The following is a 26,066-nucleotide window of genomic DNA, read 5'->3' as shown; positions in this document are numbered from 1 at the left end:
ATCCTTTACAACTCTCCCAGAAAAATGACGACAATTTGGATAATTAATTATTAATTTTTTTTAATTGCTTTTCTAATTCCTCTACTCCTTTTTCGGTTGCCATGGCACGCGTATGATACTCTAAGGCTTCCAACTCTATTCTTTGCGCTTCACTTTCAGCAACTGTATTTTCGTTGATATGAAAAACTAGAGTGTAATAAAACTTAACATAAACCTCTACATTTAGATCGCTTCTGTAAAGGCCTTCACGAATTCCTTTTTCAATATTGTCTCTAAACATTTGTGTGCACTGATCAATTTCAAAAGACAAAATGTTTTGATAAATCTCTGGATAATGTTTTTTTAACTGATAGATTGGCGAAGTGTCGATGTTGTTTTTAAACATATCGCGAAACATTTCTCTAATCTCAAAATTCTCATGAATAGCATTATAATTTTTAGCTATAATAGTATCCATAATTTCGTGTACTTGACTGTGAACCATCGAAGTGCTTTCTTCAATCAAAACTTCTTTATTGCAGAAATATTTGTAGATCGTTTTTTTAGAAATACACATTTCGCCTGCAATATCATCCATTGTAACACTCTTAAAACCAAGCTTTAAAAACAACTCGCTTGCTTTTGCTATAATCTTCTCTTTCATTTTAAATTCTCGAATTGCCTTACAAATATACTTTGGAAACTAAAATTAAAAAAATAGTTTCCAATCTATTTGTAATAATTTTACATTAATTTATTCATTTAGTAAGATTTATATGCCAAATTCTAAATTCGCAATTAATTTAATCTCTTTTCCTAAAGCGGTTCCCGAAGAATGGTTAAAAGAGCTATATTCCAAACCAAAGTCTTCACGTTTGATATTTCCTTTAATTTCAAACGCTACTTTCTTTTCTCCGTTATAAATATTTTCACCAAGAAATTCAGCATCCAATTCTACTACTCTCGTAATATCCTTTATCGTTAGATCTCCTTTAAAGAAATTGATATTCTGGTTTACTTTTTGAAATGAAGTTGATTTGAAACTGATAATAGGATGTTCGTCTTCTTCAAAAAAATCTTGAAGCTGTAAATAAGCGTCTATAGATTGGAAACTTTCATCTTTATTGTTGATATCCAATGAGAATTCAACAGAAGCATCTTCAATCTCATTGTCTTCAATGTTTACATAACCATCAAATTTATTTGCATCCCCTCCCAAATAAGCAGTTCTTGAACGTCTCATTTTCAATAAAACATCTGATTGACTAGAATCTAAAGTCCATTTTGTTTTCATAAATACTTGATTTAATTGAGTTTATAAATCATTAAAACTCTTAATGGAAACTTTTACAGTGTTCTGAGTTTCCATATTAACGCTGCAAATATAGACAGGAAACTCTGAATACCAAAAAAGTTTCCAGGTTTTTTAGAAAAAATTTTAACATCTTAAAAATGAGAATGCTGAAGAGACCTTTAAATTCTTTAAGCCGCTTTTAATCATTTCAGTAATTAAAATTCATATTTGAATTGTATCTTTGAGCCTCGAAATCAGAATTTATTATGCACGAAATAAGTCAGTACCAAGATTTTTTTATCAATTATCTTCAAAGCCAAAACATACACAAAGAGCCTAAAAATCTTTATGAGCCTATAGAATATATTTTAGGCCTTGGCGGAAAACGCATCCGCCCTGTTTTAACTTTAATGGCCGCAGAGGTTTTTGATACTGATTATTCGACTGCACTTCCGGCAGCAATGGCGGTTGAAGTTTTCCATAACTTTTCGCTAGTTCATGACGATATAATGGACGATGCGCCTTTAAGAAGAGGACAAGTTACAGTTCATGAAAAATGGGATCTAAATACAGGAATACTTTCTGGAGATGCCATGCTGATTTTAGCATACCAATATTTTGAACAATACGAGCCGATTGTTTTTAGAAACCTTGCCAAATTATTCAGCAAAACAGCACTTGAAGTTTGCGAAGGACAACAATGGGATGTAGATTTTGAAACTCGCAGAGATGTTACGATTCCGCAATATCTAAAAATGATTGAATATAAAACAGCCGTTTTGGTTGCTGCTGCCATGAAAATGGGTGCAATTGTGGCTAAAACTTCTGAAAAAGAAGCTGACCTAATTTACGATTTCGGATTGAATTTAGGATTAGCTTTCCAACTTCAAGATGATTATCTGGATGCTTTTGGTGATCCTGAAACTTTTGGAAAACAAGTTGGTGGAGACATTATAGAAAACAAAAAAACATATTTATATCTAAAAGCCTTAGAATTTTCTTCTGATGAAAAAGCTGCCGAATTAGAAAAATTATTCACGCTTCAGTTAGAAGATAACACAGAAAAAATAGAAACTGCCAAAGAAATTTTTAATGAATCTGGCGCTTCAAAAGCAACACAAGATGCGATTGAAATGTACACTTTTAAAGCTTTTGAAACCTTAGAAAAAATGGACATTAATGCCGAAAAGAAAAATGTTTTGAGAACTTTTGGCGAAAATTTAATGGGACGTAAAGTTTAGAAAATACAATTTCAAAAAGTCAATTTCAATAACAAATTCTACAATCATAAATCAGCAATCTAAAATCTAAAATCTCATGTTTGTAGCACCCGTAAATACAGAATCTTTATTAGCGCAAGCGCAAGCAGAGACTTTATATCTGAAGCTTATTGAACAGATTAATAAAGATTTTAATTTGGCCAATGAAGGAATTGATTTTCCGTTAAGCATTTCTCCAGACGAATTAAAAATTCAGCTTCACGAAAAAATCTACCGAATGATTCAGTACAAATTTGCTGAATATTTAAATCTTCTGTACATAATTGACGTTCCCGAAAACGAAATCAAAAGCCTTGATGGATCTGATTTGGTAATTCTTGCCGAACAGGTTGCTTTTTTAATTTTAAAAAGAGAATGGCAGAAGGTTTGGTTTAGAAATTATTATAAGTAAAAGGTACAAAGGCGCAAAGCAACAAAGGCTTCTTACTTTGCTATTTCTATTTTTAATATTTCATTATTAAATTTCGAATATGTTATTTTAACTAGCAAATTGTTTTTTAAGACTCCGTTATTTGTATTACTAAAATGATTAAATCTGCCTAACAAAACATCGCTATACCTAAACGCAACAGAATCAACTGCAAAACTCTCCCAAACAATAGTAGCCATTTTTTTGAATTGTTATTCCCTTGTAAAATCAGAAATCCTGCCTTCCACAACTAACACATTTCGTGAATTTAAAACGTTTTGACTTCTTTTTTCAGTAGTATCTACCGTATAAAACGTCAAATACAAGTACATGGTAATTGCCAAACTACAAACCACGCCAGTTATCCATAACAATATTCCTTTTTCAAAATCATTATTATCCTTTTTAAACTTTTTAATCAGAATCCAAAGAAAAAGTGAAATAATTGCAACCCAAAAAAAGACAACATAAGACCTTGTGTTAGATGGTAATTCCGAAATAGACCAATAAGTATAATAATTCATTAATAAAAACTTTGAACCTTTGTAACTATGAACCTCTGAACCTTTGCTCAAAAATACACTCTTACAAAAGGCATAAATCCAGAGCCGTAAAGACTTTTATTTGGATCATAAAGGACATCATAACGTACGCCGATCGTTACATTTTTGGTTCTGTAACCTGCTCCTAAATATAATGCAGTATTCCAATAACTATCAGAAAAACCTGGATGATAATAGTTTTCTTCATAATCGGTATCCACCCTTACTTGTTCTAGTTCAGCCGATAACTGAATTTCTGGAATAGGATTTACTAGACCAATAAGACTTCCTCCCCAAACGAAAGATTCGTAATAATTTTTTTGATATAAATAACCGAATTGAAGGCCTGCTCCTACCGCTACAATTTCGTTAACATTGTAAATGGCACTTGGCATTACGGAGATATTGGTATATCCTGAACCAAATCCGAGACCTAAGCCTCCCCCAAATTGAACTTTGTCCCAAAAATGGCTACTGTTGTCAATAACATATTTTTGCTGTGCAATACTATAACTTGAAAATAAGACAGTCAAAATCACAAAAAAATATCTGCAATCGATTGAAAATTGAATTTTATTCATAGTTAACGTTTATTTTAACAAATTTTTACGTAAAAGTACGTAAAAAAAAGATTTAAATAAATGTGATTGTTGTACTTTTGCCTTTCTATATAACAAAAAGTATATTCACTCATATTATGGATAGGTTTTCATTTTTAAACGCAGCGCATACCGAGTTTTTTGCACAATTATACGATCAATATTTAGTAAACCCAGACAGCGTTGAGCCTAGCTGGAGAAGTTTCTTTCAAGGTTTCGACTTTGGACAAACAACTTATAACGACGAAAACCCTGTGCAAACGATTGTTGAGTACGTGACTAGCGATAACGCAGACTGTAGTTTGGTTTCAGAAAAACTGCAAAAAGAATTCAATGTACTAAAATTAATCGACGGATACCGTACGCGCGGGCATTTATTCACGAAAACAAATCCTGTTCGTGACCGTAGAACTTCATCTCCAACTTTGGATATCGAAAACTTCGGATTAACAACAGCAGACCTTTCAACTGTTTTTGATGCTGCTCAAACAATTGGAATGGCTCCATCTTCTTTACAAGATATCGTAAATCGCCTTAAAGCTATTTACTGCCAGCACATCGGTATTGAATATATGTATATCAGAAATCCTGGCGTTGTAAAATGGATTCAAGATAAATTAGCAATTGATAACAATCAACCTAATTTCTCTACAGAAGAAAAGAAAACAATCTTAAATAAATTAAACGAAGCTGTATCTTTTGAAAACTTCCTTCATACTAAATATGTTGGCCAAAAACGTTTCTCATTAGAAGGTGGAGAATCTATCATCCCGGCTTTAGATGCTTTAATCGAGCAAGCTGCCGAGAAAGGTGTTGAACAATTCGTAATGGGAATGGCACACCGTGGCCGTCTGAACGTTTTGGCAAACATTTTCAAAAAATCGACTCAAGATATCTTTGGTGAGTTTGACGGAAAAGATTACGATCAGGAATATTTTGACGGTGACGTAAAATACCACTTGGGGCTTACTGCTGACAGAAAAACAAGATCTGGAAAAAGCATCAACATCAATTTAGCACCAAACCCTTCTCACTTAGAAACGGTTGGAGCTGTAATTGAGGGTATCACCAGAGCAAAACAAGACAAATATTATGCTGATGATTTCTCTAAAGTATTGCCAATCGCAGTACACGGAGATGCCGCAATTGCTGGTCAAGGTATTTTATATGAAATCATTCAAATGGCTCAACTTGATGGTTACAAAACTGGAGGAACAATCCACATTGTAATCAACAACCAAGTTGGATTTACAACAAACTACTTAGACGCACGTTCTTCTACGTATTGTACAGACGTTGCTAAAGTAACATTATCTCCAGTATTACACGTAAATGCTGATGATGCTGAAGCTGTCGTACACGCGATGTCTTTTGCATTAGACTACAGAATGCAATTTGGACGTGACGTATTTATCGATTTATTAGGATATAGAAAATATGGACACAACGAAGGTGACGAACCTCGTTTTACACAACCTGTTTTATACAAAATCATTGCTAAACATAAAAACCCAAGAGACATCTACGCAGACAAATTACTTTCTGAAGGCGTAATCGATGCATCTTATGTAAATGCTTTAGAAAAACAATACAAAACTGCTTTAGAAGAAAACTTAGAAGCTTCTCGTAAAAAAGATTTGACAATCATTACTCCATTCATGAAAAACGAATGGGACGGATTTGTTCAGGTAACAGATACACAAATGCTTCAAAAAGTAGATACTTCATTTACTAAAGAAGGATTGGATTCTATCATCAATACAATTTCAACTTTACCATCAGACAAAAAATTCATCAACAAAATCACTAAAATTGTTACCGACAGAAAAGCTGGATACGATAATAATACCGTTGATTGGGGAACTGCAGAAGCTTTAGCTTACGGTTCGCTTCTAACAGAAGGATTTGATGTTCGTATTTCTGGACAAGACGTAGAAAGAGGAACTTTCTCTCACCGTCATGCTGTTGTAAAAGTAGAAGATTCTGAAGAAGAAGTAATTTTATTAAACGCAATTGAAAACAAAAAAGGAAACTTCGGAGTATTCAATTCACTTTTATCAGAATATGGAGTTTTAGCTTTTGATTACGGATATGCATTAGCAAATCCTAAAGCCTTAACAATCTGGGAAGCACAATTTGGAGATTTCTCTAATGGTGCTCAAATTATGATTGACCAATACATTTCTTGTGGAGAAGATAAATGGAACAACCAAAATGGTATTGTGATGTTATTACCTCACGGATATGAAGGACAAGGTGCAGAACACTCTTCTGCAAGAATGGAACGTTACTTACAACTTTGCGCAAGACATAATATGTATGTTGCAGATTGTACAACGCCAGCCAACTTCTTCCACTTGTTAAGAAGACAAATGAAAACGAATTTCCGTAAGCCTTTGGTAGTTTTCTCTCCAAAGAGTTTATTGCGTGATCCAAGATGTGTATCTACAGTAGACGAGATCGCAAACGGAAGTTTCCAAGAAACAATTGACGACAATGCAGTAGATAAAAAAGGTGTAAAAACTTTAGTTTTCTGTACAGGTAAATTCTACTACGACATTGTTGCTGAAAGAGAAAACAACGGCAGAAATGATGTTGCAGTTGTTCGTATCGAGCAATTATTCCCTTTCCCTGTTGATCAAATCAAAGAAATCATTGCCAAATATCCAAATGCTGATGATTATGTTTGGGCACAAGAAGAACCTAAAAACATGGGAGCTTACAGCTTTATGTTAATGAACTTTGATCTAGTTAAATGGAGATTAGCTTCATTAAAAGCATACTCTGCTCCTGCATCTGGAAGTTACACACGTGCTAAACGACGTCATGCAGATGCAATCAGAATGGTATTCGATAAAAATTTATTTAGATAATTAAAATATGTTTCAAGTTTCATTCCCGATAGCTATCGGGATTGAAACCTTAAAAAACCTTAAACAAAAACAAGATGATTTTAGAAATGAAAGTCCCATCACCAGGGGAATCAATAAAAGAAGTTGAAATTGCAACTTGGTTAGTAAAAGACGGAGATTATGTAGAAAAAGATCAGGCTATTGCTGAAGTTGATTCAGATAAAGCTACTCTTGAATTGCCTGCTGAGATGAGCGGTGTAATTACACTTAAAGCGGAAGAAGGTGATACAGTTGCAGTAGGTGCCGTAGTTTGTTTAATTGACACAGATGCTGCTAAACCAGCAGGAAGTGGATCTGCAGCTCCAGCAGCAGAAGCACCAAAAGCGGAAGCGCCAAAAGCTGAGGCTCCAAAGGCGGAAGCTCCTAAAGCAGTGCCAACTCAAGCTCCTGCAGCTACAAGCTATGCAGCAGGAACTCCATCTCCAGCAGCAAGAAAAATATTAGACGAAAAAAATATTGCTCCAGCAACTGTTTCAGGAACTGGTAAAGGCGGAAGAATTACTAAAGAAGATGCTGTAAATGCAGTACCTTCTATGGGAACTCCAACAGGAGGAAGCCGTGGAACTGAGCGTACAAAATTATCTATGTTACGTCGTAAAGTAGCAGAAAGACTAGTTTCAGCTAAAAATGAAACAGCTATGTTGACTACTTTCAACGAAGTAAACATGACGCCAATCAACCAAATTCGTAACGAATACAAAGATGCTTTTAAAGCTAAGCACGGTGGTTTAGGTTTAGGTTTCATGTCATTCTTTACAAAAGCAGTTACAAGAGCTTTACAATTATATCCAGATGTTAACTCTATGATGGATGGTGATTACAAAATCGCTTATGATTTTGCTGATATCTCAATCGCAGTTTCTGGACCAAAAGGTTTAATGGTTCCTGTTGTTCGTAATGCTGAACTTTTAACTTTCCGTGGAATTGAAGCTGAAATCAAAAGATTAGCTTTAAGAGCTCGTGACGGTCAAATTACGGTTGACGACATGACTGGAGGAACTTTTACAATCACTAACGGTGGTGTTTTCGGAAGTATGTTATCTACTCCAATCATCAACCCTCCTCAATCAGGAATTTTAGGAATGCACAACATTATCGAGCGTCCAATCGCTGTAAACGGAAAAGTAGAAATTCACCCAATGATGTACGTTGCTCTTTCTTACGATCACAGAATCATCGACGGACGTGAGTCTGTTGGTTTCTTAGTTGCTGTAAAAGAAGCTTTAGAAAATCCAGTAGAATTATTAATGAACGGCGACGCTAAACGTGCTTTAGAGTTGTAGTTTTAAGTAATTCTTTACAATACAAAAGCCTGTTCTTTCAGTAGAACAGGCTTTTTTTTGCTTAAAATTAGCTTAAGATTGGCTTAAGATGTTAAATTTTTAAAAAAATGTGAATTTTACCCTTTAAAAAATATTTAATTTAGAATAAATAAGAATAACTTGTTTAGTTGCAGTTCGATAATTACATTTGCACTATCAAAATTAATTCTAAATAAAAATGAAATTTAAATTTACGATTTCGCTCTTAACTTTTTGCTTTGTTCTATTAACGGGAACATCTGCATGGGCGCAACAAAAAGCGACAATAAAAGGCCAAATTATTTCAGATAATGAAGCCGCAGATAACGCATCGGTTGTTTTAAAAGGAACAAAAATTGGAACAAATACAGATGCCAATGGTAACTACGAAATTAAGAATCTTAAACCAGGTACTTATATTGTAAGAGTTTCTGCAGTTGGGTTTACATCTAAAGAAAAAAGCATCACTCTTAATAGTGGAGACGAATTAATTGAAAATTTCACTATTACATCCAACTCTGAACAATTAAGCGAAATCGTAATCAACGGAGGCGCAAAGAAAAATACATTTGCTCGCAAAGAAACGCAACAAGTATCAAGATTACCACTTAAAAATCTTGAAAACCCACAAGTTTACACTACAATTACAGCAGATCTTTTAAAAGAACAAGTTGTAACGAATATTGACGATGCACTTAGAAATGCTCCAGGATTATCTCCTCTTTGGGCTTCTACAGGACGTGGTGGCGATGGAGCTGGATATTACTCACTACGAGGATTTGCTGTACAGCCAACTATGACTAACGGACTACCAGGTTTAACAAACGGAGGTTTAGATCCAGCTAACATTGAAAAAATTGAGGTAATTAAAGGACCATCTGGAACTTTATTCGGAAGCAGCTTAATCTCTTATGGAGGTTTAATTAACGTAACAACAAAAAAACCTTACGATCGTTTTGGAGGAGAAGTTAACTACACTGCAGGAAGCAATGGTTTAAACAGAGTAACTGCAGATATTAATACTCCAGTAGATGAAGAGCACAGAATTAATTTCCGTGTAAATACTGCTTACCACACAGAAAATAGCTTTCAAGATGCTGGACTGAAAAAATCATTCTTTTTCGCACCATCTTTATCTTACCAAGTAAATGACAAACTTTCGTTTTTCATTAACACAGAATTCATGAACAACAAACAAACAAATGCGACTATGTTGTTTTTAGACAGAGCGGCTCCGTTACGAGTTCATAATATGGATGAATTAGGTTATGACAACAAACGCTCTTACACAAGCAACGAATTGACAATTGAAACTCCTTCATACAACCTACAAGGTCAAATGATGTATAAATTCAACGACCAATGGACTTCGCAAACTGTAGTTTCAAGAGGCTCATCATCATCAAATGGTTACTACAGTTATTTATATGAAGGAACACAATACGCACCAGCTGAAATAAGCGAAGGAATCGTACTAGGACGTTCTATGAACTACCAAAACTCTACCACTCTAACTACAGATATTCAACAAAACTTTATTGGAGACTTTAAAATAGGAAGTTTAAGAAACCGTCTTGTTGTTGGTCTAGACTACTTTAACAGAGGAATGGTTGACAATAGCTCCAATTACGTAAGAAATGGTAATGTTTACATTGGTAATCTAGACGTAGCAACTGTAAACCAATACTTATACGGAATTACTGATCCTACTAAATATATCACTAATGGTGATAACGGAAACTTAACTAAAGCTGGAACTGATGCTCTGATTGCATCTGCTGGAATTAGCATGAACAAAACAAAACAAGAAGTTTACAGTGCTTATTTTTCTGATGTAATTAACTTTACTCCTGCATTGTCTGCAATGGCGAGTTTACGTGTTGACCGTTTTATTACTGCTGGAAACGTGGCTACCAAAGATGATGATTTTAACCAAACTGCTTTTTCTCCAAAATTTGGATTAGTATACCAACCAATTATTGACAAAGTTTCGATTTTTGCTAACTATATGGATGGTTTTGCTAATTCAGCTCCTGTAACAGAAATTTTAGCTGACGGAACTACTCGCCCTAGAACTTTCAAACCAGAGCACGCTAACCAATTTGAAATCGGAACAAAATTAAATGTGTTTAAAGATAAATTGTACGCTACATTCAGCTACCACGATATTCAAGTAAAAGATCAAGTTTATGTAGTTTACACTGCAACAAGCCAAACACCTTACCAAGATGGTGCACAAAGAAACAAAGGTTTTGAAGCAGAATTTGTTGCAAACCCTATCGACGGATTAAACATTGTTGCTGGTTACAGCTATGTAGACGCAATCTTAAACGCTGGAGATCCTTCATTTGTAGGTAACAGACCTGAGAGTTCTGGACCAAGAAATACTGCTAATCTTTGGGCAAGTTACAAATTCCCAGAGGGAGATTTAAAAGGTTTCGGTTTAGGTTTTGGAGGAAACTATGCTGATAAAAATTTAATCATGAACAGAAATGGTGTAGGTCAATTTGCATTGCCTTCTTATACTGTCTTAAATTCTTCTATTTTCTACGGAACAGAGAAATTTACATTGACTCTTAAATTAGACAACATTGCAAATGTGGACACTTATGATGGTTGGTCAACAATCCACCCAAGAAATATGAGAACTGCTGCGGCAAGTTTCTCTTATCGATTCTAATAAATAACAAAAAAACACCTTTCCAATTAAAGAAAGGTGTTTTTTAAATTTTAAAGATTATGATTACAATTGCCAGTCTTATCGTTTTCCTAGCTTTTTACACACTGTACTATACTTCAAAAAGAGCAGTGTTGTCTTATGATTTGGGTTTTGAAAAATGGATGCAGAAAAATCCAAAGCAAACTAAAATCATTGGTCTAATGCTTTTGCTATCGGCGTATATGATGTGGCTTTTTACACAATCATTGGGCTGTGGCACTTTGATGTTTTTCATTCAGCTAATGACAGTTGGAAGCTTAATCATTATTCTTACTCCATTAAAAAAAATAAACAGTAAGTTACTTTTGGCACTACTGGTTTTTATTGCACTAACCGAATTTTACTACCAGTAAACCTATTAAATTATGCCAGCAAATTCAAAATATCTCAATCCCTCTTTTTGGCCGCGCTTTTCCAAAATTACCGCTGCAATTCTAGGAGGATACTTTGTTTCTGTTACTTTTCATTTAGCCTTAGCTTCTTGGTTTAACCGTGCCAATGTATTAATCACAATGGCTTTTACTGGTTTTATTTTATGGGTTGCCTTAATGATTATTGCTTTTTTAGCCAAAAGCGGCTGGAAAATTTGGGGAATCTATATTCTGCTTTCTTTATTTTTTTCTCTTTTTATTTATTTGGGTCAAACCTATAATCCGGCACAATAAAATTTATGAATAACCGTCATTACAATATCTATTTTCATACCCATACTGTCAGCGGAATCGTTATCAGTGTTGTTCTTTTTGTAATTTTCTTTGCTGGATCTTTTTCTTTCTTTAGAGACGAAATCATCAATTGGGAAAGAAGTGAATCTACAGCTCAAACAAGAGAAATTCAATTAAACTACAATGACGCACTACAGCATTTAGACAAAAAATATGTTTTGCACGGAAGGAATATTACTATTTCTAAGCCATCTGTAGAAAATCGAGTTGCGGTTTCTATGGCAGGAACTAAAGATACATTGGCTCCTAAAAAACAACAAGCAGGAGACTTTTTCTATTTAGATACTAAAAATTACAAAACTTACACCTACGAAGAATCTTATTCGTTGGGAGAACTTTTGTACCGTCTGCACTTTTTGGCGCAAATTCCTTATCCTGCAGGATATTATCTGTCTGGATTTACAGCTTTATTTTTCCTGTTTGCCATCATAACAGGCGTTTTATTGCATTGGAACAAAATTGTTTCCAACTTTTATATGTTCCGTCCAAAAGAAAAATTAAAAACACTTTGGACCGATGCACACACCGCATTAGGAATGATTGGACTTCCATTTCAGTTTGTTTATGCAGTTACCGGAGCTTTTTTCATGATTAAACTTTTAATTGTAGCTCCCGCTGTTATGACACTATACAAAGGCGATCAGGACAAATTATATAAAGAACTAGAATACACCGATGCCGATTATAAATTTGACAATAAAAAGCTAGCCAATCCATTTAATATTAATGAGCTTGTTGCAAAAGCAAAAAACAATTGGGCCGATTTTGAAATAACACGTGTTTATATCCAGAATTATGGCGATTCCAATATGCATGTTATGGTTGAAGGCGAACTTTTAAGCCATAAAAAATTTACTGGAATAGGAAAAGTAGTTTATCGAGTTGCTGACGGGAAAGAAATTGCTAAAAAAGATCCTATCGGACAAACTAGCTATTTAGATGTTGTTAAAAATGTTTTATATCGAATTCATTTTGGCGATTATGGCGGATATGCCTTAAAAATCGTAAGCTTCCTTTTAGGAATTATAACTTGTTTTGTCATCATTTCTGGAGTTATGATCTGGCTTGTTGCTAGACAAAAAAACAATATGCCAGAAAAGAAAAGACGTTTCAATAATGCCGTTGTTCGTATTTATTTGGCAATTTGTTTAAGCATGTATCCGATTACCGCATTAGCTTTTATCGGAAGTAAAATTTTCTATCCTCTAAGTCAGTCTGATTTGTATGCTCTTTATTTTGGAGGATGGCTAATACTTGCCATTTTCTTTATTATTAAAAAGGATGATGCGTTTACCAATAAATTCTGTTTGATTTCTGGAAGTATTTTAGGATTCTTGATTCCCATTACAAACGGAATCGTTTCTGGAAATTGGTTTTGGAACTCTTTTATTCAAAACAAATTTCAGATATTCTTTATTGATGTTTTCTGGATTTTCTTGGCATCAATATCACTTTATACCGCTTATCATTTAAAACCTAAAAAAGCAGTAGCTTAAAATAATATTGAGTAAGCTTTCTCAAAAGCTGCATTTTTAGAATCTCGCAAAGACGCTAAATCGCAAAGTTTTTTTAATATTCTTTGCGACTTAGCGTCTTTGCTAGATTACTTCTTAAGCAACACTTATCCTTTTAATGCACTTACTCACAAATTATCTGTAATAACTTGTCCCTTATCAATTTTGAGCATACTTTTACGCTTTTAATCAAAAAATGGGATTCAAAACCAAAATACGTTTTATACACAAATGGCTCGGATTAATTTCTGGCCTTATTGTTTTTATAGTTTGTATTACAGGCTGTATATTTTGTTTTCATGATGAAATAAAAGACATCACTAGAAAAGAATGGCGTTTGGTTGAACCTCAAAACAAACCATTCCTTAAGCCCTCTGAATTACAGCAAAAAGCAAAAGAAGTTGCTCCTGCAAACAAAGCCAGCATGGTTGCTTATTACGGAAAAAATAGGTCGGCAATTGTCTATACGTATTCAGCCAAAGGAAATCTCTATTTGTATTTTAATCCATACACGGGAAAATATCTGAAATCTGAAAACCCTGAAACTGATTTCTTCATCATTGTAGAATACATTCATTTATATCTCCTTCTACCCGATTACATCGGAAAACATATCATTGGCGGAGCAACCATCATTTTTATTTTATTGCTTATTCCGGGAATAATTCAATGGTGGCCAAAGCGAAGAAGCGATATCAAAAGAAGTTTCACTGTAAAATGGTCTGCAAAATGGCGCCGCGTAAATTATGATTGGCACAATACTTCTGGATTTTATATTGCATTAATTGCTTTAATTCTTGCCATAACCGGACTTACTTTTACCTACGAGTGGGTTGGCGAAGGAATTTACAAATCTTTCAATTTTGGTGGAGACAAGGCAGCCGAAACAAAAACGCCTGTAATCGACACCTCTGCTTTCAAAACAAATTCGGTTACTGCAATTGACAAAGCATTTGTTCAGACCTTGAAATTACAGTCAAAAGCAGAAATGTTCTTTGTAATGATTCCGCAACAAAAAGGCGATATTGTAAGTACAGGCGCTTATCCCCATACCTTGCGTTATGATCAGCAGAGCAATTATTATTTTCATCCGTCAAGCGGAAAATTAATTCGAAGCCAGAAATTCGATGAAAAAACTTTAGGATTGCAGATTGTCGAAATGAATTACGGTATTCATACCGGACAAGTTTTAGATCTACCAGGAAAAATTATAGCTTTTACGGTAAGTTTAATTGCAGCCTTCCTTCCTGTAAGCGGCTTTATAATTTGGTACGGAAGAAGCAGAAAATCTAAAAAAATAAAAACATAAAAAAACCGCTCTAAACAAGCGGTCTCTCTATAATTCGGTTTCTGAAATTATAATTAATTTCTATTTGCTAAAGCATTTTTCTGTAAATTTTTAACAGAACTTACTTTGTTGTCAACATAAGCAACTTCTTTCAAGCTGTCTTCATTAAAGTAAATCCACTTTCCAGTTTTAACTCCGTCTGCGTATTCTCCAACGGTTTTTTTGTTTCCTTTTTCGTCATAAGATACCCAAACACCATCTAATTTACCGTCTTTAAAAAAGCCTTCCTGCTGCACTTTACCATTATCATAGTAATATGTTGCTTTTACCTTGTTCCCAGCAGCTTCTAATTCAGGCTTTCCTTCTTGTGCAACTACAATTCCAGAGAACAATATTGCAGCTAAAATTACACTCTTTTTCATATCTTTAGGTATTTAATGTTAAGAAATCTTTATCAAATATAGTCAATAGTTTACATTAAAAAAACTTTTGCTTAACAATTTGGTAACATTGAATAAAAACTTAACATTGGAAAAATCCATAAAATAATAAAACCAGCGCTCAAGCACTGGTTTTATTGGTATTTTAGAAATATTTGCGTTTTACGATAACGTTATAAATTTCGTAAATAAATTACTTCAATAAAGCGTTTAACTGCTCCTCAAGCTTTGGATCAGATGGTCTTGAGGCATCAGAGCTTACAATGTTACCATTTGGATCAATCAAAATAAATCTTGGAATTCCGGTTACGCCATAATTAACCACAAACTCAGACTCCCAATCTTTATCTGCAAAAAGTTGTGTCCCTCCAAGTTGTTTATCGGTCACAAATTTTTTCCACTTTGGATTATCTTTAGCCTTATCAATAGAAATACTCACAAATTCGATGTTTTTCCCATGATACTTTTCCTCAATTTTCTGCAAATACGGAATTTCAGCTCTACATGGCGCACACCAAGTCGCCCAAAGATCAATGTAAATATATTTACCTTTTAAATCAGAAAGTTTGGTTTTTCCTCCTTTAAAATTTTCATAATCAAAACCTGGAGAGGCTTTTCCGATCATTTTATTTGCTTTAGAAACTCTTTCGAATTCTTCAGCGGCATATTGGTGAAAACTTTCAAAACTGCGTTTTAAAGCTGTTTTAAACTCTGGAGCATAATTTCCTTTCTCTAAATTCTCAGTATCAGCCTTTAATTTATTATCCAATAAGGCATTAAATTCGCTAGACTCTTTAGTAAAAGCATCTTTCTGAAAGTTTTCATCTTTTAAAGCTTGTTGCGCCAAAAAGTTACTTTCATCTACTCCTTTACCTTTATAAACAATTGTTTCGTCAAATTCTTTAGCATTCATCGTCAGATTAACTTCAGAATTTGGCTTTAAATAGAGGTTTGAAGATTCTGTTCCGTCAGAGAAAACATAAAATCCCTGAGGAGCTTCAAAAGTGGCTGCAAAAACTTGTTTTTTATCTATAGGAATTACTTGCTTGAAGTTATCTCTTCCTTTAATGATTAAAGTATCGCTATTTCTGTTGGCGATTTTAGCCGTGAACTTAATAGAACTCTTACTTTGGGCAGTAGCGTTTAAAGCAGTAAAGATTACTAAACCTGCAACAAAAAGTTTCTTCATAGGTATTAATATTAGTTTTTAGAGAATCAAAACTAAAGAATAAATGCTTCGGAATTTCACAATTAACAATTTATTTGAAATTATTCTGAATCAACTTATCACTTTACTATATTATCTTGAATTTTGTATTTACTTTTGCAGTCTAAAATTTTGATTATGTATAGAAGTCATAATTGTGGCGAATTAAACGCTTCAAATATTAATACCGAAGTTACACTTGCGGGCTGGGTTCAAAAATCACGTGATAAAGGATTTATGAATTGGGTCGATTTACGCGACCGTTATGGAATTACACAACTTATTTTCGACGAAAGTCGTACTGATAAAACCGTTTTTGAATTAGCCAAAACTCTTGGAAGAGAATTTGTAATTCAGGTAAAAGGAACTGTTATTGAGCGTGAAGCGAAAAACAAAAACATTTCAACGGGTGAAATCGAAATTTTAGTTTCAGAATTAACGATTTTAAACACTGCACTTACTCCTCCTTTTACAATCGAAGATGAAACCGATGGCGGAGAAGACATCAGAATGAAATACCGTTACTTGGATATCAGAAGAAATCCAGTAAAAAACAGCTTGCTATTCCGTCACAAAGTGGCAATGGAAGTTCGTAAATATTTATCTGACTTGGATTTCTGTGAAGTTGAAACGCCTTATTTAATTAAATCGACTCCAGAAGGAGCAAGAGATTTCGTTGTACCAAGCCGTATGAACGAAGGACAGTTTTATGCACTGCCACAATCTCCACAAACTTTCAAACAATTATTGATGGTGGGTGGAATGGATAAATATTTCCAAATTGTGAAATGTTTCCGTGACGAAGATTTACGTGCAGACCGTCAGCCTGAGTTTACTCAAATTGACTGCGAAATGGCATTTGTTGAACAAGAAGATATTTTGAATATTTTCGAAGGATTGACAAGACATTTATTAAAAGAAATTAAAGGTATTGAAGTAGATAAATTCCCAAGAATTACCTATGACTATGCCATGAAAACATACGGAAATGACAAACCGGACATTCGTTTCGGAATGAAGTTTGGAGAATTAAACGAATTTGCACAACACAAAGAATTCCCTGTATTCAATGCAGCTGAATTAGTTGTCGGAATCGCAGTTCCTGGAGCTGGAAATTACACTCGTAAAGAAATCGACGGATTAATTGAGTGGGTTAAACGTCCTCAAGTTGGTGCGTCTGGAATGGTTTATGTAAAATGCAATGAAGACGGAACATACAAATCATCTGTAGACAAATTCTACGATCAAGATGATTTAACTAATTGGGCAAAAGCTACAGAAGCAAATCCTGGAGATATGATTTTTGTTCTTTCTGGACCAGCAAACAAAACGCGTGCGCAACTCTCTGCTCTACGTATGGAATTGGCAACTCGTCTAGGATTACGTAATCCTGAGGAATTTGCACCTCTTTGGGTTGTAGATTTCCCATTATTAGAACTTGACGAAGAAAGCGGTCGTTACCATGCCATGCACCACCCATTTACTTCTCCAAAACCAGAAGATATGGCATTGTTAGAAACTGAGCCAGGAAAAGTTCGCGCAAACGCATACGACATGGTTTTAAACGGAAATGAAATTGGAGGCGGGTCTATTCGTATTCACGATAAAGCGACACAACAGTTAATGTTCAAATATTTAGGATTTACCGAAGAAGAAGCAAAAGCACAATTTGGATTCCTTATGGATGCTTTCCAATTTGGAGCGCCACCACACGGAGGACTTGCTTTTGGACTTGACAGACTTGTGGCAATTCTTGGAGGTCAAGAAACAATCAGAGATTTCATCGCGTTCCCTAAAAACAATTCAGGACGTGATGTAATGATTGATGCCCCTGCAGCAATTGATGATGCACAATTGAAAGAACTTCGCATAAAAGTAGATATTGCTTAATTTTGAAGTAATTTATTCATAAAAAAACAAAAAGCCGCTGAAATTTCAGCGGCTTTTTGAATTCAAATAAATATTAAGAAAAATCTTAGAGCCTGTTTTTTTGAATTATCATATTCTTACAAATGCAATATTTTTATATTCCTACAATTTAAGATTCGCAAATTATGGTATTTTATAAATAAATTGATGCAATAAACCGCGTAAAAACACTGTAAATCAATAATTTTTACAAAAAATTAACACGTATATGTCTTTTGTATTACTTTATATATTACATTTGTTTCATTATAAATTATTATTACAATTACAATGCGTACAGGTACAGTAAAATTTTTCAATGAATCTAAAGGTTATGGATTCATTACAGACGAAGAAACAGGAAAGGACATCTTCGTTCACGCTTCAGGAATTAACGCGGAAGAATTACGCGAAGGTGACCGTGTAAGCTACGAAGAAGAAGAAGGAAGAAAAGGGAAAGTTGCTGCTAAAGTAGCAGTAATCTAAGAAAAATATAGCAATTTATTTTTTTTGCCTCTGAATGGTCTCAGAAGACGTCCCGATTATTTCGGGACGTTTTTTTTTGCTCAAATCTTAAAAAAATATTAAAATAACACAATGTTATTTATAATGAATAAAAATTAGACATAAACGCGGTTTACTACCCTACTTAAATCCTTTTTTAGCTTGTGTTTTACAGACTTCCAAGTTATCTTTGTGGCTCATTTTTTTAAGTATAAAACCGAAGTTTATGCAATCTGATCAATACAGTTACATTCCTATTTTAATGCAGTTTATTCTAGCTGTTGGTTTTGTGGTAGGAACAATCATTATTTCTGGAAAATTAGGACCTAGAAGAACCTCTGAAGTTAAAGATAAAAACTTCGAATGTGGTATCGAATCTGTTGGTAACGCCCGTATTCCATTCTCTGTAAAATACTTCTTAGTTGCCATTTTGTTCGTATTATTCGACGTAGAGGTCATCTTCCTTTACCCTTGGGCAGTAAACTTCAAAGACTTAGGAATTGAAGGAATGTTAAAAATGTTAGTTTTCATGTCTTTGCTTTTAGTTGGTTTCTTCTACATCATCAAAAAGAAAGCATTAGAGTGGGAATAATGATTTTAGATTTTAGATCTGAGATTTTAGTTTTATCTAATATTGAGATTTAAAATTTGAACTCAAATTTAAAGTACTGATTTAAAAAATTGATTTTACTTTTTACGATTTCAAGGAATCTAAAATCTAAAATCAGAAATCTAAAATAAAATGAGCGATTCAAAAGTAAATATGGTTGCGCCGCCAGAAGGAGTTACGGGTGAAGGTTTCTTCGCTACAAAACTTAGTGATGTTGTTGGTTTAGCAAGAGCTAACTCATTATGGCCGCTTCCTTTCGCGACTTCATGCTGTGGTATCGAATTCATGGCAACAATGGCATCTCACTATGACTTAGCTCGATTTGGTTCTGAGCGTGTGAGTTTCTCGCCAAGACAAGCCGATATGCTGTTAGTAATGGGAACCATTTCAAAAAAAATGGCACCTATTTTAAGACAAGTTTACGAGCAAATGGCTGAACCTCGCTGGGTAATTGCTGTTGGAGCTTGTGCTTCTTCAGGGGGAGTTTTTGATACTTACTCTGTTTTGCAAGGAATTGACAAAGTAATTCCTGTTGACGTTTATGTACCAGGATGCCCGCCAAGACCTGAACAAATTGTTGATGGAGTTATGAGACTTCAGGAATTGGTAAAAAGCGAATCTGTGAGACGAAGAAGCTCACCAGAATACCAAGAATTATTAGCTTCATATAATATCTCATAAGATGGCCTTAGAAAATACCCAAATTCAAGACAAACTTGTAGAAACATTTAATAATGATGTTTTTAACTTTCAACAAGAAAGAGATATTTTTTCTTTAGAAGCTTCGGCTGATAAAATCACAGCGTTGATTCTATTCCTTAAAAATGATCCAGAATTACGTTTCCACTTCTTAACAGATTTGTGCGGCATTCATTATCCCGATAACGAAACAGAACGTCAGTTTGCAGTTGTTTATCATTTACACAATTGGTACGAAAACAAAAGATTAAAAATCAAAGTTTTCTTAAACGGAGAAAAACCCGAAATCAAATCGGTTTCTAATATTTTCCTTTCATCAAACTGGATGGAAAGAGAAACTTTCGATTTCTTTGGAATTGACTTTATAGGACACCCACAATTGAAACGTATTTTAAATATGGACGAAATGCAGTCTCACCCAATGAGAAAAGAATTCCCAATGGAAGACAGTGGAAGAACAGATAAGGATGACCGATTCTTCGGAAGAACAACAACAAATTGCTAAAAAATAATTCAACATTATAAAATGTCAGAACTATTATTACCACCAGAGCATCGCTATGCTAAAATAATTAAGGAGAGACTAAATGAAGACGGAAGCGAACTTTCTGTACTGAATTTAGGTCCGACTCACCCTGCAACGCACGGTATTTTCCAAAATATCTTGTTAATGGATGGTGAAAAAATTCTTGAGGCTGAGCCAACTATTGGTTACATCCACAGAGCATTCGAAAAAATTGCCGAAAATCGTCCTTTTTATCAAATTACACCGCTTACAGACCGTATGAACTATTGCTCATCTCCTATTAATAATATGGGATGGTGGATGACAGTTGAGAAACTATTAGGTATTGAAGTTCCAAAAAGAGCGCAATACTTAAGAGTTATCGTTATGGAGTTGGCTCGTATTACAGATCACATTATCTGTAACGGAATCTTAGGTGTAGATACTGGTGCATATACTGGTTTCTTATACGTTTTTCAATTTAGAGAAAAAATCTACGAAATCTACGAAGAAATTTGTGGAGCTCGTTTGACTACAAATATGGGAAGAATTGGTGGTTTTGAAAGAGACTGGTCTCCAGAAGTTTTCAAAAAACTAGATAAATTCCTAGAAGAATTCCCACCAGTATGGGAAGAATTCCAAAATTTATTCGAAAGAAATAGAATTTTCCTTGATAGAACTGTAAACGTAGGTGGTATAACTGCTGAAAAAGCAATGGCTTACGGATTCACAGGTCCAAACTTACGTGCTGCCGGAGTTGACTACGACGTACGTGTAGCGCAACCTTACTCATCATACGAAGATTTCGATTTTATTGTTCCTGTTGGAAAATCAGGAGATACTTACGATCGTTTCTGTGTTCGTAATGCTGAAGTTTGGGAAAGTTTAAGCATTATTCGTCAGGCGTTAGCGAAAATGCCTCCAGGAAACGAATACCACGCTGAAGTTCCAGATTACTACCTTCCTCCAAAAGAAGATGTTTACACTTCTATGGAATCTTTAATTTACCACTTTAAGATCGTAATGGGAGAAGTTCCTGTACCAGTTGCAGAAATTTATCACCCAGTAGAAGGAGGAAATGGAGAAATCGGTTTTTATTTAGTAACTGACGGAAGTAGAACTCCATATAGATTACATTTCAGAAGACCATGCTTTATTTATTATCAAGCATTCCCAGAAATGATTAAAGGCGCCATGCTTTCTGATGCAATTATCATCCTTTCAAGTTTGAACGTAATTGCAGGAGAATTAGACGCATAACAAATTGTAGATTTTAGATTATAGATTTTAGATTGCTGATTGAGGATTCAGATTTTAGAATTTAGATTTAAAAATTATAATTAAGAATTGAAAAATTCGGATTGAAGAATCTAAAACTTAAACAATGATTGAAGAATCATAGATTATAGACAAAGATTGAAAAATCAGAAATCTAAAATCAGAAATCTAAAATTAAAATGGAACGTAAACATTACAAACAAGAAATAAACATGACTGAGGCATTGATGAACCGCATCAATGAATTGATCAGCCATTATCCTGAGGGCAAACAAAAATCGGCTTTATTGCCTGTTTTGCACGAAGTTCAGGATGCACATAACAACTGGCTTAGTATTGAATTGCAAGATAAAGTTGCCGAGATTCTTCAGATCAAACCAATCGAGGTTTATGAAGTGGTTACTTTCTATACAATGTTCAACCAAAAGCCAATTGGTAAGTACATGTTTGAGTTCTGTCAAACTTCTTGTTGTTGTTTAAGAGGTGCCGAAGATTTAATGGATTACACTTCTGAGAAACTAGGCATTAAAATGGGAGAAACAACTCCAGACGGAATGTTTACCATCGCTGGTGTAGAATGTTTAGGTGCTTGCGGATACGCTCCGATGATGCAGTTGGGAGATTTCTACAAAGAAAAACTGACAGAAGAGAAAATCGATCAGATTATTGCTGATTGTAAAGAGGATAAAATAATATTACACGATAAATAAGATGTCACAAAAAATATTATTAGATAAAATTAATGTTCCTGGAATTAAAACCTACGAAGTGTATCGCCAAAATGGTGGTTATGCTTCTGTAGAAAAAGCTTTAAAAACTCTTACTCCAGATGAAGTTACTGAAGAAGTAAAAAAATCAGGATTACGTGGTCGTGGCGGAGCTGGTTTCCCTGCGGGAATGAAATGGAGCTTTATTGACAAAAAATCAGGAAGACCAAGACACTTAGTTTGTAATGCCGACGAGTCTGAGCCTGGAACATTCAAAGATCGTTTCTTGATGGAATATATTCCTCACTTATTGATCGAAGGAATGATTACTTCAAGCTACGCTTTGGGCGCTAACCTATCGTATATCTACATTCGTGGAGAATATATGTGGGTTTTCAAAATCTTAGAAAGAGCAATCGCCGAAGCAAAAGCTGCCGGATGGTTAGGAAAAAATATATTAGGATCAGGTTATGATCTTGAACTTCACGTACACTGTGGAGCTGGAGCGTATATCTGTGGAGAAGAAACTGCATTAATCGAATCTTTGGAAGGTAAAAGAGGAAATCCTCGTATTAAACCACCTTTCCCGGCTGTTTCTGGTCTTTGGGCAAATCCAACTGTAGTAAACAATGTTGAAACAATTGCGACTGTGCCTTGGATTGTTAACAATTCTGGTGATGATTATGCTAAAATTGGAATTGGACGTTCTACTGGAACTAAATTAATTTCTGCTTCAGGACATATCAAAAATCCTGGTGTTTACGAAATTGAATTAGGCTTAAGTGTAGACGAATTCATGAATTCTGATGAATATTTAGGAGGAATGTCTTCAAGCAGACCCTTGAAAGCATTTGTACCTGGAGGTTCTTCTGTGCCAATTTTACCAGCTGAATTAATTTTCAAAACAGCAAACGGTGAAGATAGATTAATGACTTACGAATCTTTAAGTGATGGTGGTTTTGCTACCGGATCTATGTTAGGTTCTGGAGGATTTATTGTTTACAACGACACTGCTTGTGTAGTTAGAAACACTTGGAACTTTGCTCGTTTTTACCACCATGAATCTTGCGGTCAATGTACGCCTTGCCGTGAAGGAACTGGATGGTTAGAAAAAATCTTATGGAGAATTGAAAACGGTCAAGGCCGTGAAGAAGATATTGAATTATTGTGGAGCATTCAAAGTAAAATTGAAGGTAACACCATTTGTCCGCTTGGTGACGCTGCTTCTTGGCCAGTAGCTGCTGCGATTCGCCACTTTAGAGATGAATTCGAATATCATGTTCGTTTCCCAGAAAAAATTAAAAATAGAGATCACTTTGTTGCCGAGCCTTTCTCACAAGTTAAGCATTTAGTTGGCGGTAAAGCAATCGTATAAAAATATATAGCAGAAAGTTATAAAGTTAAAAATATTAAAAAGGACAGCAACTCTTTTGAATATTCCGACTTTCAACATTCAAATCAATAAGAGATGAAAGTAACCATAGACGGTCAAAGTATAGACGTAGAACCAGGAACAACGATCCTGCAGGCCGCACGTATGATTGGTGGAGATTTAGTTCCGCCTGCCATGTGCTATTACTCAAAATTAAAAGGCAGCGGCGGTAAGTGTCGTTGTTGTTTAGTTGAAGTTTCTAAAGGTAGTGAAGCTGACCCACGACCAATGCCAAAATTAATGGCATCTTGTGTAACAGGATGTATGGATGGTATGGAAGTAAACAGTAAATCGTCTGCAAGAGTAACTGAAGCTCGTAAATCTGTAACAGAATTTTTATTAATCAATCACCCATTAGACTGCCCTATTTGCGATCAGGCTGGTGAATGTGATTTACAGAATTTAAGTTTCGAGCACGGAAATCCGAAATCACGTTACATTGAAGAAAAAAGAACATTTGAACCAGAAGATATTGGTCCAAATATTCAACTTCACATGAACCGTTGTATTTTATGCCAAAGATGTGTACAAGTTGCAGATCAATTGACAGACAACAGAGTTCACGGAGTATTAGATCGTGGAGATCACGCTAATATTTCGACTGGTATTTCTAAAGCTATTGACAATGAGTTCTCTGGAAACATGATTGATGTTTGTCCTGTTGGAGCTTTAACAGATAAAACTTTCCGTTTCAAATCAAGAGTTTGGTTTAACAAACCTTATAACGCACACAGAGAGTGTACAACTCCAGGATGTTGCGGTAAAACTACAGTTTGGATGTTTGGTGGAGAAATTCAGCGTGTAACTGGTCGTAAAGATGAGTATCATGAAGTTGAAGAATTCATTTGCAACAGCTGTCGTTTTGATCACAAAGATGTGAATGACTGGGTAATTGAAGGACCAAGAGAATTTGAAAAAGACTCTGTAATCAACCAAAATAATTACACTCAAAAATTAGAGAAAGTTACCATCGATACTGAAAAGAATATCCTTTTAGGTAGAGATATTGACCGTAAAAAAATTAGTATGGCAGCAATTCCATTAACTGATAAAGATCAAAAATAGTAAGAAATGGAAAGTGCATTTATTATAGAAAAAAGTGTTGTTATTGTTGTCGTATTTGCGGTAACAATGATTATGGCAATGTATTCTACTTGGGCAGAGCGTAAAGTTGCCGCTTTCTTGCAAGATCGTGTTGGACCAAACCGTGCTGGATGGGGAGGTTTATTACAACCACTTGCAGATGGTATGAAATTATTCTCTAAAGAAGAGTTTTTCCCAAATACACCAAATAGATTTTTATTCGTAGTTGGACCTGCAATTGCAATGAGTACTGCCTTAATGACTAGTGCTGTAATTCCGTGGGGAGATCGTTTGCACCTATTTGGTAGAGACATTATTCTTCAAGCTACAGATGTAAATATTGCTTTATTGTACATTTTTGGAGTTCTTTCTGTTGGAGTTTACGGTATCATGATTGGTGGATGGGCTTCTAACAACAAATTCTCCTTAATGGGAGCTATTCGTGCTGCTTCTCAAATGGTTTCTTACGAGGTTGCAATGGGATTATCAATAATCGCTTTATTGATGATGACTGGAACAATGAGTTTAAAAGAAATCTCATTACAGCAACAGGGAATGAACTGGAATGTTTTTTATCAGCCATTATCATTCTTAATTTTCTTAATCTGTTCATTTGCAGAAACAAACAGAACTCCTTTCGATTTAGCAGAATGTGAAAACGAGTTAATTGGAGGTTATCATACAGAATATTCGTCAATGAAAATGGGATTCTATTTATTTGCTGAGTATGCTAGTATGTTTATCTCTTCAACTATTATTTCTATTTTATTCTTTGGTGGATACAACTACCCAGGAATGCAATGGATGGTAGAAAATGTAGGAGTAAATGCAGCTAACTTATTAGGAATCGCAGCATTGTTTGTAAAAATATGTTTCTTCATATTCTTTTACATGTGGGTACGTTGGACAATTCCAAGATTTAGATATGACCAATTAATGCACTTAGGATGGAGAATTTTAATTCCACTTTCGATCATTAATATCATGATTACGGGTGTTGTTATTTTAAGACACGAAATTTTAGCTGCTTTAGGATTCTAAGAACTAAGAACCGTAATGCCCTAGCCCTGATAGAAGCGGCATCCTTTTATGGTGGGGTTCACCATAAAAGATACAGCGGATAGCAGGATT

At 34.7% G+C, this 26,066-nt stretch carries 25 protein-coding genes; 19 read left to right on the top strand and 6 right to left on the bottom strand.

Annotation, left to right across the window (positions count from 1 at the left end; genetic code table 11):
- Positions 1-43: 43 nt before the first annotated feature.
- Positions 44-643: a TetR/AcrR family transcriptional regulator gene (locus tag ABTV69_RS06030; RefSeq protein ID WP_433834739.1), complete on the bottom strand. Its 600-nt coding sequence runs from the start codon at positions 641-643 to the stop codon at positions 44-46.
- Between the two features lie 108 nt (positions 644-751).
- Complete coding sequence (locus ABTV69_RS06025; protein ID WP_433834738.1) at positions 752-1,273, bottom strand: YceI family protein; 522 nt, start codon at positions 1,271-1,273, stop codon at positions 752-754.
- Positions 1,274-1,539: 266 nt separating this feature from the next.
- Here ABTV69_RS06025 and ABTV69_RS06020 point away from each other — a divergent pair, with 266 nt between their 5' ends.
- Positions 1,540-2,514 (top strand): polyprenyl synthetase family protein, encoded by a 975-nt coding sequence (locus ABTV69_RS06020; protein ID WP_433834737.1) that lies wholly within the window; start codon positions 1,540-1,542, stop codon positions 2,512-2,514.
- A 76-nt stretch (positions 2,515-2,590) separates the two neighbouring features.
- Positions 2,591-2,944: a hypothetical protein gene (locus tag ABTV69_RS06015; protein ID WP_433834736.1), complete on the top strand. Its 354-nt coding sequence runs from the start codon at positions 2,591-2,593 to the stop codon at positions 2,942-2,944.
- 230 nt (positions 2,945-3,174) lie between these two features.
- Here the strand turns inward: ABTV69_RS06015 and ABTV69_RS06010 are convergent, their stop codons facing one another.
- Together ABTV69_RS06010 and ABTV69_RS06005 are read right to left on the bottom strand one after the other, a co-directional pair.
- Entirely contained in the window at positions 3,175-3,486 is a 312-nt protein-coding gene (locus ABTV69_RS06010; protein WP_433834735.1) for a hypothetical protein, read from the bottom strand.
- Positions 3,487-3,533: 47 nt separating this feature from the next.
- The gene (locus ABTV69_RS06005) at positions 3,534-4,085 is read right to left on the bottom strand and encodes a hypothetical protein (protein WP_433834734.1); all 552 of its coding nucleotides are present in this window, start codon (positions 4,083-4,085) and stop codon (positions 3,534-3,536) included.
- A 116-nt stretch (positions 4,086-4,201) separates the two neighbouring features.
- Here ABTV69_RS06005 and ABTV69_RS06000 point away from each other — a divergent pair, with 116 nt between their 5' ends.
- The 7 genes from ABTV69_RS06000 to ABTV69_RS05970 all read left to right on the top strand — a co-directional run bounded on the left by ABTV69_RS06000 (position 4,202) and on the right by ABTV69_RS05970 (position 14,583).
- Complete coding sequence (locus ABTV69_RS06000) at positions 4,202-6,976, top strand: 2-oxoglutarate dehydrogenase E1 component (protein WP_433834733.1); 2,775 nt, start codon at positions 4,202-4,204, stop codon at positions 6,974-6,976.
- A 74-nt stretch (positions 6,977-7,050) separates the two neighbouring features.
- Positions 7,051-8,298: a 2-oxoglutarate dehydrogenase complex dihydrolipoyllysine-residue succinyltransferase gene (gene odhB, locus ABTV69_RS05995; protein WP_433834732.1), complete on the top strand. Its 1,248-nt coding sequence runs from the start codon at positions 7,051-7,053 to the stop codon at positions 8,296-8,298.
- 217 nt (positions 8,299-8,515) lie between these two features.
- Entirely contained in the window at positions 8,516-10,996 is a 2,481-nt protein-coding gene (locus ABTV69_RS05990) for a TonB-dependent siderophore receptor (protein ID WP_433834731.1), read from the top strand.
- A gap of 59 nt (positions 10,997-11,055) precedes the next feature.
- On the top strand, positions 11,056-11,388 hold the full coding sequence (locus ABTV69_RS05985; protein ID WP_433834730.1) for a hypothetical protein: 333 nt from the start codon (positions 11,056-11,058) through the stop codon (positions 11,386-11,388).
- Between the two features lie 12 nt (positions 11,389-11,400).
- Complete coding sequence (locus ABTV69_RS05980; RefSeq protein ID WP_433834729.1) at positions 11,401-11,700, top strand: hypothetical protein; 300 nt, start codon at positions 11,401-11,403, stop codon at positions 11,698-11,700.
- Positions 11,701-11,705: 5 nt separating this feature from the next.
- A complete protein-coding gene (locus tag ABTV69_RS05975) occupies positions 11,706-13,256 on the top strand; it encodes a PepSY-associated TM helix domain-containing protein (protein ID WP_433834728.1) in 1,551 nt (516 codons plus the stop codon).
- 214 nt (positions 13,257-13,470) lie between these two features.
- On the top strand, positions 13,471-14,583 hold the full coding sequence (locus ABTV69_RS05970; RefSeq protein WP_433834727.1) for a PepSY-associated TM helix domain-containing protein: 1,113 nt from the start codon (positions 13,471-13,473) through the stop codon (positions 14,581-14,583).
- A gap of 53 nt (positions 14,584-14,636) precedes the next feature.
- Here the strand turns inward: ABTV69_RS05970 and ABTV69_RS05965 are convergent, their stop codons facing one another.
- Both ABTV69_RS05965 and ABTV69_RS05960 read right to left on the bottom strand, forming a co-directional pair.
- Complete coding sequence (locus tag ABTV69_RS05965) at positions 14,637-14,984, bottom strand: toxin-antitoxin system YwqK family antitoxin (protein WP_433834726.1); 348 nt, start codon at positions 14,982-14,984, stop codon at positions 14,637-14,639.
- Between the two features lie 211 nt (positions 14,985-15,195).
- Positions 15,196-16,191, bottom strand: a complete 996-nt coding sequence (locus ABTV69_RS05960) for a TlpA family protein disulfide reductase (RefSeq protein ID WP_433834725.1) — start codon at positions 16,189-16,191, stop codon at positions 15,196-15,198.
- Positions 16,192-16,347: 156 nt separating this feature from the next.
- Between ABTV69_RS05960 and aspS the strand changes: the two genes are divergently transcribed.
- The 10 genes from aspS to nuoH all read left to right on the top strand — a co-directional run bounded on the left by aspS (position 16,348) and on the right by nuoH (position 25,976).
- Positions 16,348-18,099, top strand: a complete 1,752-nt coding sequence (gene aspS, locus ABTV69_RS05955; RefSeq protein ID WP_433834724.1) for an aspartate--tRNA ligase — start codon at positions 16,348-16,350, stop codon at positions 18,097-18,099.
- Positions 18,100-18,408: 309 nt separating this feature from the next.
- The gene (locus ABTV69_RS05950; protein WP_007137066.1) at positions 18,409-18,603 is read left to right on the top strand and encodes a cold-shock protein; all 195 of its coding nucleotides are present in this window, start codon (positions 18,409-18,411) and stop codon (positions 18,601-18,603) included.
- A 244-nt stretch (positions 18,604-18,847) separates the two neighbouring features.
- Complete coding sequence (locus ABTV69_RS05945) at positions 18,848-19,213, top strand: NADH-quinone oxidoreductase subunit A (protein ID WP_095929654.1); 366 nt, start codon at positions 18,848-18,850, stop codon at positions 19,211-19,213.
- Positions 19,214-19,363: 150 nt separating this feature from the next.
- The gene (locus tag ABTV69_RS05940) at positions 19,364-19,912 is read left to right on the top strand and encodes an NADH-quinone oxidoreductase subunit B (protein WP_129745954.1); all 549 of its coding nucleotides are present in this window, start codon (positions 19,364-19,366) and stop codon (positions 19,910-19,912) included.
- Between the two features lies 1 nt (position 19,913).
- Positions 19,914-20,435 carry an NADH-quinone oxidoreductase subunit C gene (locus tag ABTV69_RS05935; RefSeq protein WP_433834723.1) on the top strand — a complete coding sequence of 174 codons (522 nt, stop codon included), beginning with the start codon at positions 19,914-19,916 and terminating at the stop codon, positions 20,433-20,435.
- A gap of 21 nt (positions 20,436-20,456) precedes the next feature.
- Positions 20,457-21,695, top strand: coding sequence for an NADH-quinone oxidoreductase subunit D (locus ABTV69_RS05930; RefSeq protein ID WP_433834722.1), 1,239 nt, complete (start codon positions 20,457-20,459; stop codon positions 21,693-21,695).
- A gap of 197 nt (positions 21,696-21,892) precedes the next feature.
- On the top strand, positions 21,893-22,423 hold the full coding sequence (locus ABTV69_RS05925; protein ID WP_379827605.1) for a complex I 24 kDa subunit family protein: 531 nt from the start codon (positions 21,893-21,895) through the stop codon (positions 22,421-22,423).
- A gap of 1 nt (position 22,424) precedes the next feature.
- On the top strand, positions 22,425-23,795 hold the full coding sequence (nuoF, locus tag ABTV69_RS05920) for an NADH-quinone oxidoreductase subunit NuoF (protein ID WP_433834721.1): 1,371 nt from the start codon (positions 22,425-22,427) through the stop codon (positions 23,793-23,795).
- A 93-nt stretch (positions 23,796-23,888) separates the two neighbouring features.
- Complete coding sequence (locus ABTV69_RS05915) at positions 23,889-24,917, top strand: 2Fe-2S iron-sulfur cluster-binding protein (protein WP_091490522.1); 1,029 nt, start codon at positions 23,889-23,891, stop codon at positions 24,915-24,917.
- 6 nt (positions 24,918-24,923) lie between these two features.
- Positions 24,924-25,976: an NADH-quinone oxidoreductase subunit NuoH gene (gene nuoH, locus ABTV69_RS05910; RefSeq protein ID WP_433834720.1), complete on the top strand. Its 1,053-nt coding sequence runs from the start codon at positions 24,924-24,926 to the stop codon at positions 25,974-25,976.
- Positions 25,977-26,066: the final 90 nt, after the last annotated feature.

Source organism: Flavobacterium anhuiense (genome assembly GCF_050990855.1).
GTDB lineage: Bacteria > Bacteroidota > Bacteroidia > Flavobacteriales > Flavobacteriaceae > Flavobacterium > Flavobacterium anhuiense_C.
The sequence above is the reverse complement of the archived record's forward strand: the minus strand, read 5'-3'. Positions and strand labels throughout refer to the sequence as shown.

Excerpts from the sequence above, each read along its gene's own strand:
- ABTV69_RS06030 (WP_433834739.1), bottom strand. The coding sequence starts at position 643 with ATGAAAGAGAAGATTATAGCAAAAGCAAGCGAGTTGTTTTTAAAGCTT.
- ABTV69_RS06025 (WP_433834738.1), bottom strand. The coding sequence starts at position 1,273 with ATGAAAACAAAATGGACTTTAGATTCTAGTCAATCAGATGTTTTATTG.
- ABTV69_RS06020 (WP_433834737.1), top strand. The coding sequence starts at position 1,540 with ATGCACGAAATAAGTCAGTACCAAGATTTTTTTATCAATTATCTTCAA.
- ABTV69_RS06015 (WP_433834736.1), top strand. The coding sequence starts at position 2,591 with ATGTTTGTAGCACCCGTAAATACAGAATCTTTATTAGCGCAAGCGCAA.
- ABTV69_RS06010 (WP_433834735.1), bottom strand. The coding sequence starts at position 3,486 with ATGAATTATTATACTTATTGGTCTATTTCGGAATTACCATCTAACACA.
- ABTV69_RS06005 (WP_433834734.1), bottom strand. The coding sequence starts at position 4,085 with ATGAATAAAATTCAATTTTCAATCGATTGCAGATATTTTTTTGTGATT.
- ABTV69_RS06000 (WP_433834733.1), top strand. The coding sequence starts at position 4,202 with ATGGATAGGTTTTCATTTTTAAACGCAGCGCATACCGAGTTTTTTGCA.
- odhB (WP_433834732.1), top strand. The coding sequence starts at position 7,051 with ATGATTTTAGAAATGAAAGTCCCATCACCAGGGGAATCAATAAAAGAA.
- ABTV69_RS05990 (WP_433834731.1), top strand. The coding sequence starts at position 8,516 with ATGAAATTTAAATTTACGATTTCGCTCTTAACTTTTTGCTTTGTTCTA.
- ABTV69_RS05985 (WP_433834730.1), top strand. The coding sequence starts at position 11,056 with ATGATTACAATTGCCAGTCTTATCGTTTTCCTAGCTTTTTACACACTG.
- ABTV69_RS05980 (WP_433834729.1), top strand. The coding sequence starts at position 11,401 with ATGCCAGCAAATTCAAAATATCTCAATCCCTCTTTTTGGCCGCGCTTT.
- ABTV69_RS05975 (WP_433834728.1), top strand. The coding sequence starts at position 11,706 with ATGAATAACCGTCATTACAATATCTATTTTCATACCCATACTGTCAGC.
- ABTV69_RS05970 (WP_433834727.1), top strand. The coding sequence starts at position 13,471 with ATGGGATTCAAAACCAAAATACGTTTTATACACAAATGGCTCGGATTA.
- ABTV69_RS05965 (WP_433834726.1), bottom strand. The coding sequence starts at position 14,984 with ATGAAAAAGAGTGTAATTTTAGCTGCAATATTGTTCTCTGGAATTGTA.
- ABTV69_RS05960 (WP_433834725.1), bottom strand. The coding sequence starts at position 16,191 with ATGAAGAAACTTTTTGTTGCAGGTTTAGTAATCTTTACTGCTTTAAAC.
- aspS (WP_433834724.1), top strand. The coding sequence starts at position 16,348 with ATGTATAGAAGTCATAATTGTGGCGAATTAAACGCTTCAAATATTAAT.
- ABTV69_RS05950 (WP_007137066.1), top strand. The coding sequence starts at position 18,409 with ATGCGTACAGGTACAGTAAAATTTTTCAATGAATCTAAAGGTTATGGA.
- ABTV69_RS05945 (WP_095929654.1), top strand. The coding sequence starts at position 18,848 with ATGCAATCTGATCAATACAGTTACATTCCTATTTTAATGCAGTTTATT.
- ABTV69_RS05940 (WP_129745954.1), top strand. The coding sequence starts at position 19,364 with ATGAGCGATTCAAAAGTAAATATGGTTGCGCCGCCAGAAGGAGTTACG.
- ABTV69_RS05935 (WP_433834723.1), top strand. The coding sequence starts at position 19,914 with ATGGCCTTAGAAAATACCCAAATTCAAGACAAACTTGTAGAAACATTT.
- ABTV69_RS05930 (WP_433834722.1), top strand. The coding sequence starts at position 20,457 with ATGTCAGAACTATTATTACCACCAGAGCATCGCTATGCTAAAATAATT.
- ABTV69_RS05925 (WP_379827605.1), top strand. The coding sequence starts at position 21,893 with ATGGAACGTAAACATTACAAACAAGAAATAAACATGACTGAGGCATTG.
- nuoF (WP_433834721.1), top strand. The coding sequence starts at position 22,425 with ATGTCACAAAAAATATTATTAGATAAAATTAATGTTCCTGGAATTAAA.
- ABTV69_RS05915 (WP_091490522.1), top strand. The coding sequence starts at position 23,889 with ATGAAAGTAACCATAGACGGTCAAAGTATAGACGTAGAACCAGGAACA.
- nuoH (WP_433834720.1), top strand. The coding sequence starts at position 24,924 with ATGGAAAGTGCATTTATTATAGAAAAAAGTGTTGTTATTGTTGTCGTA.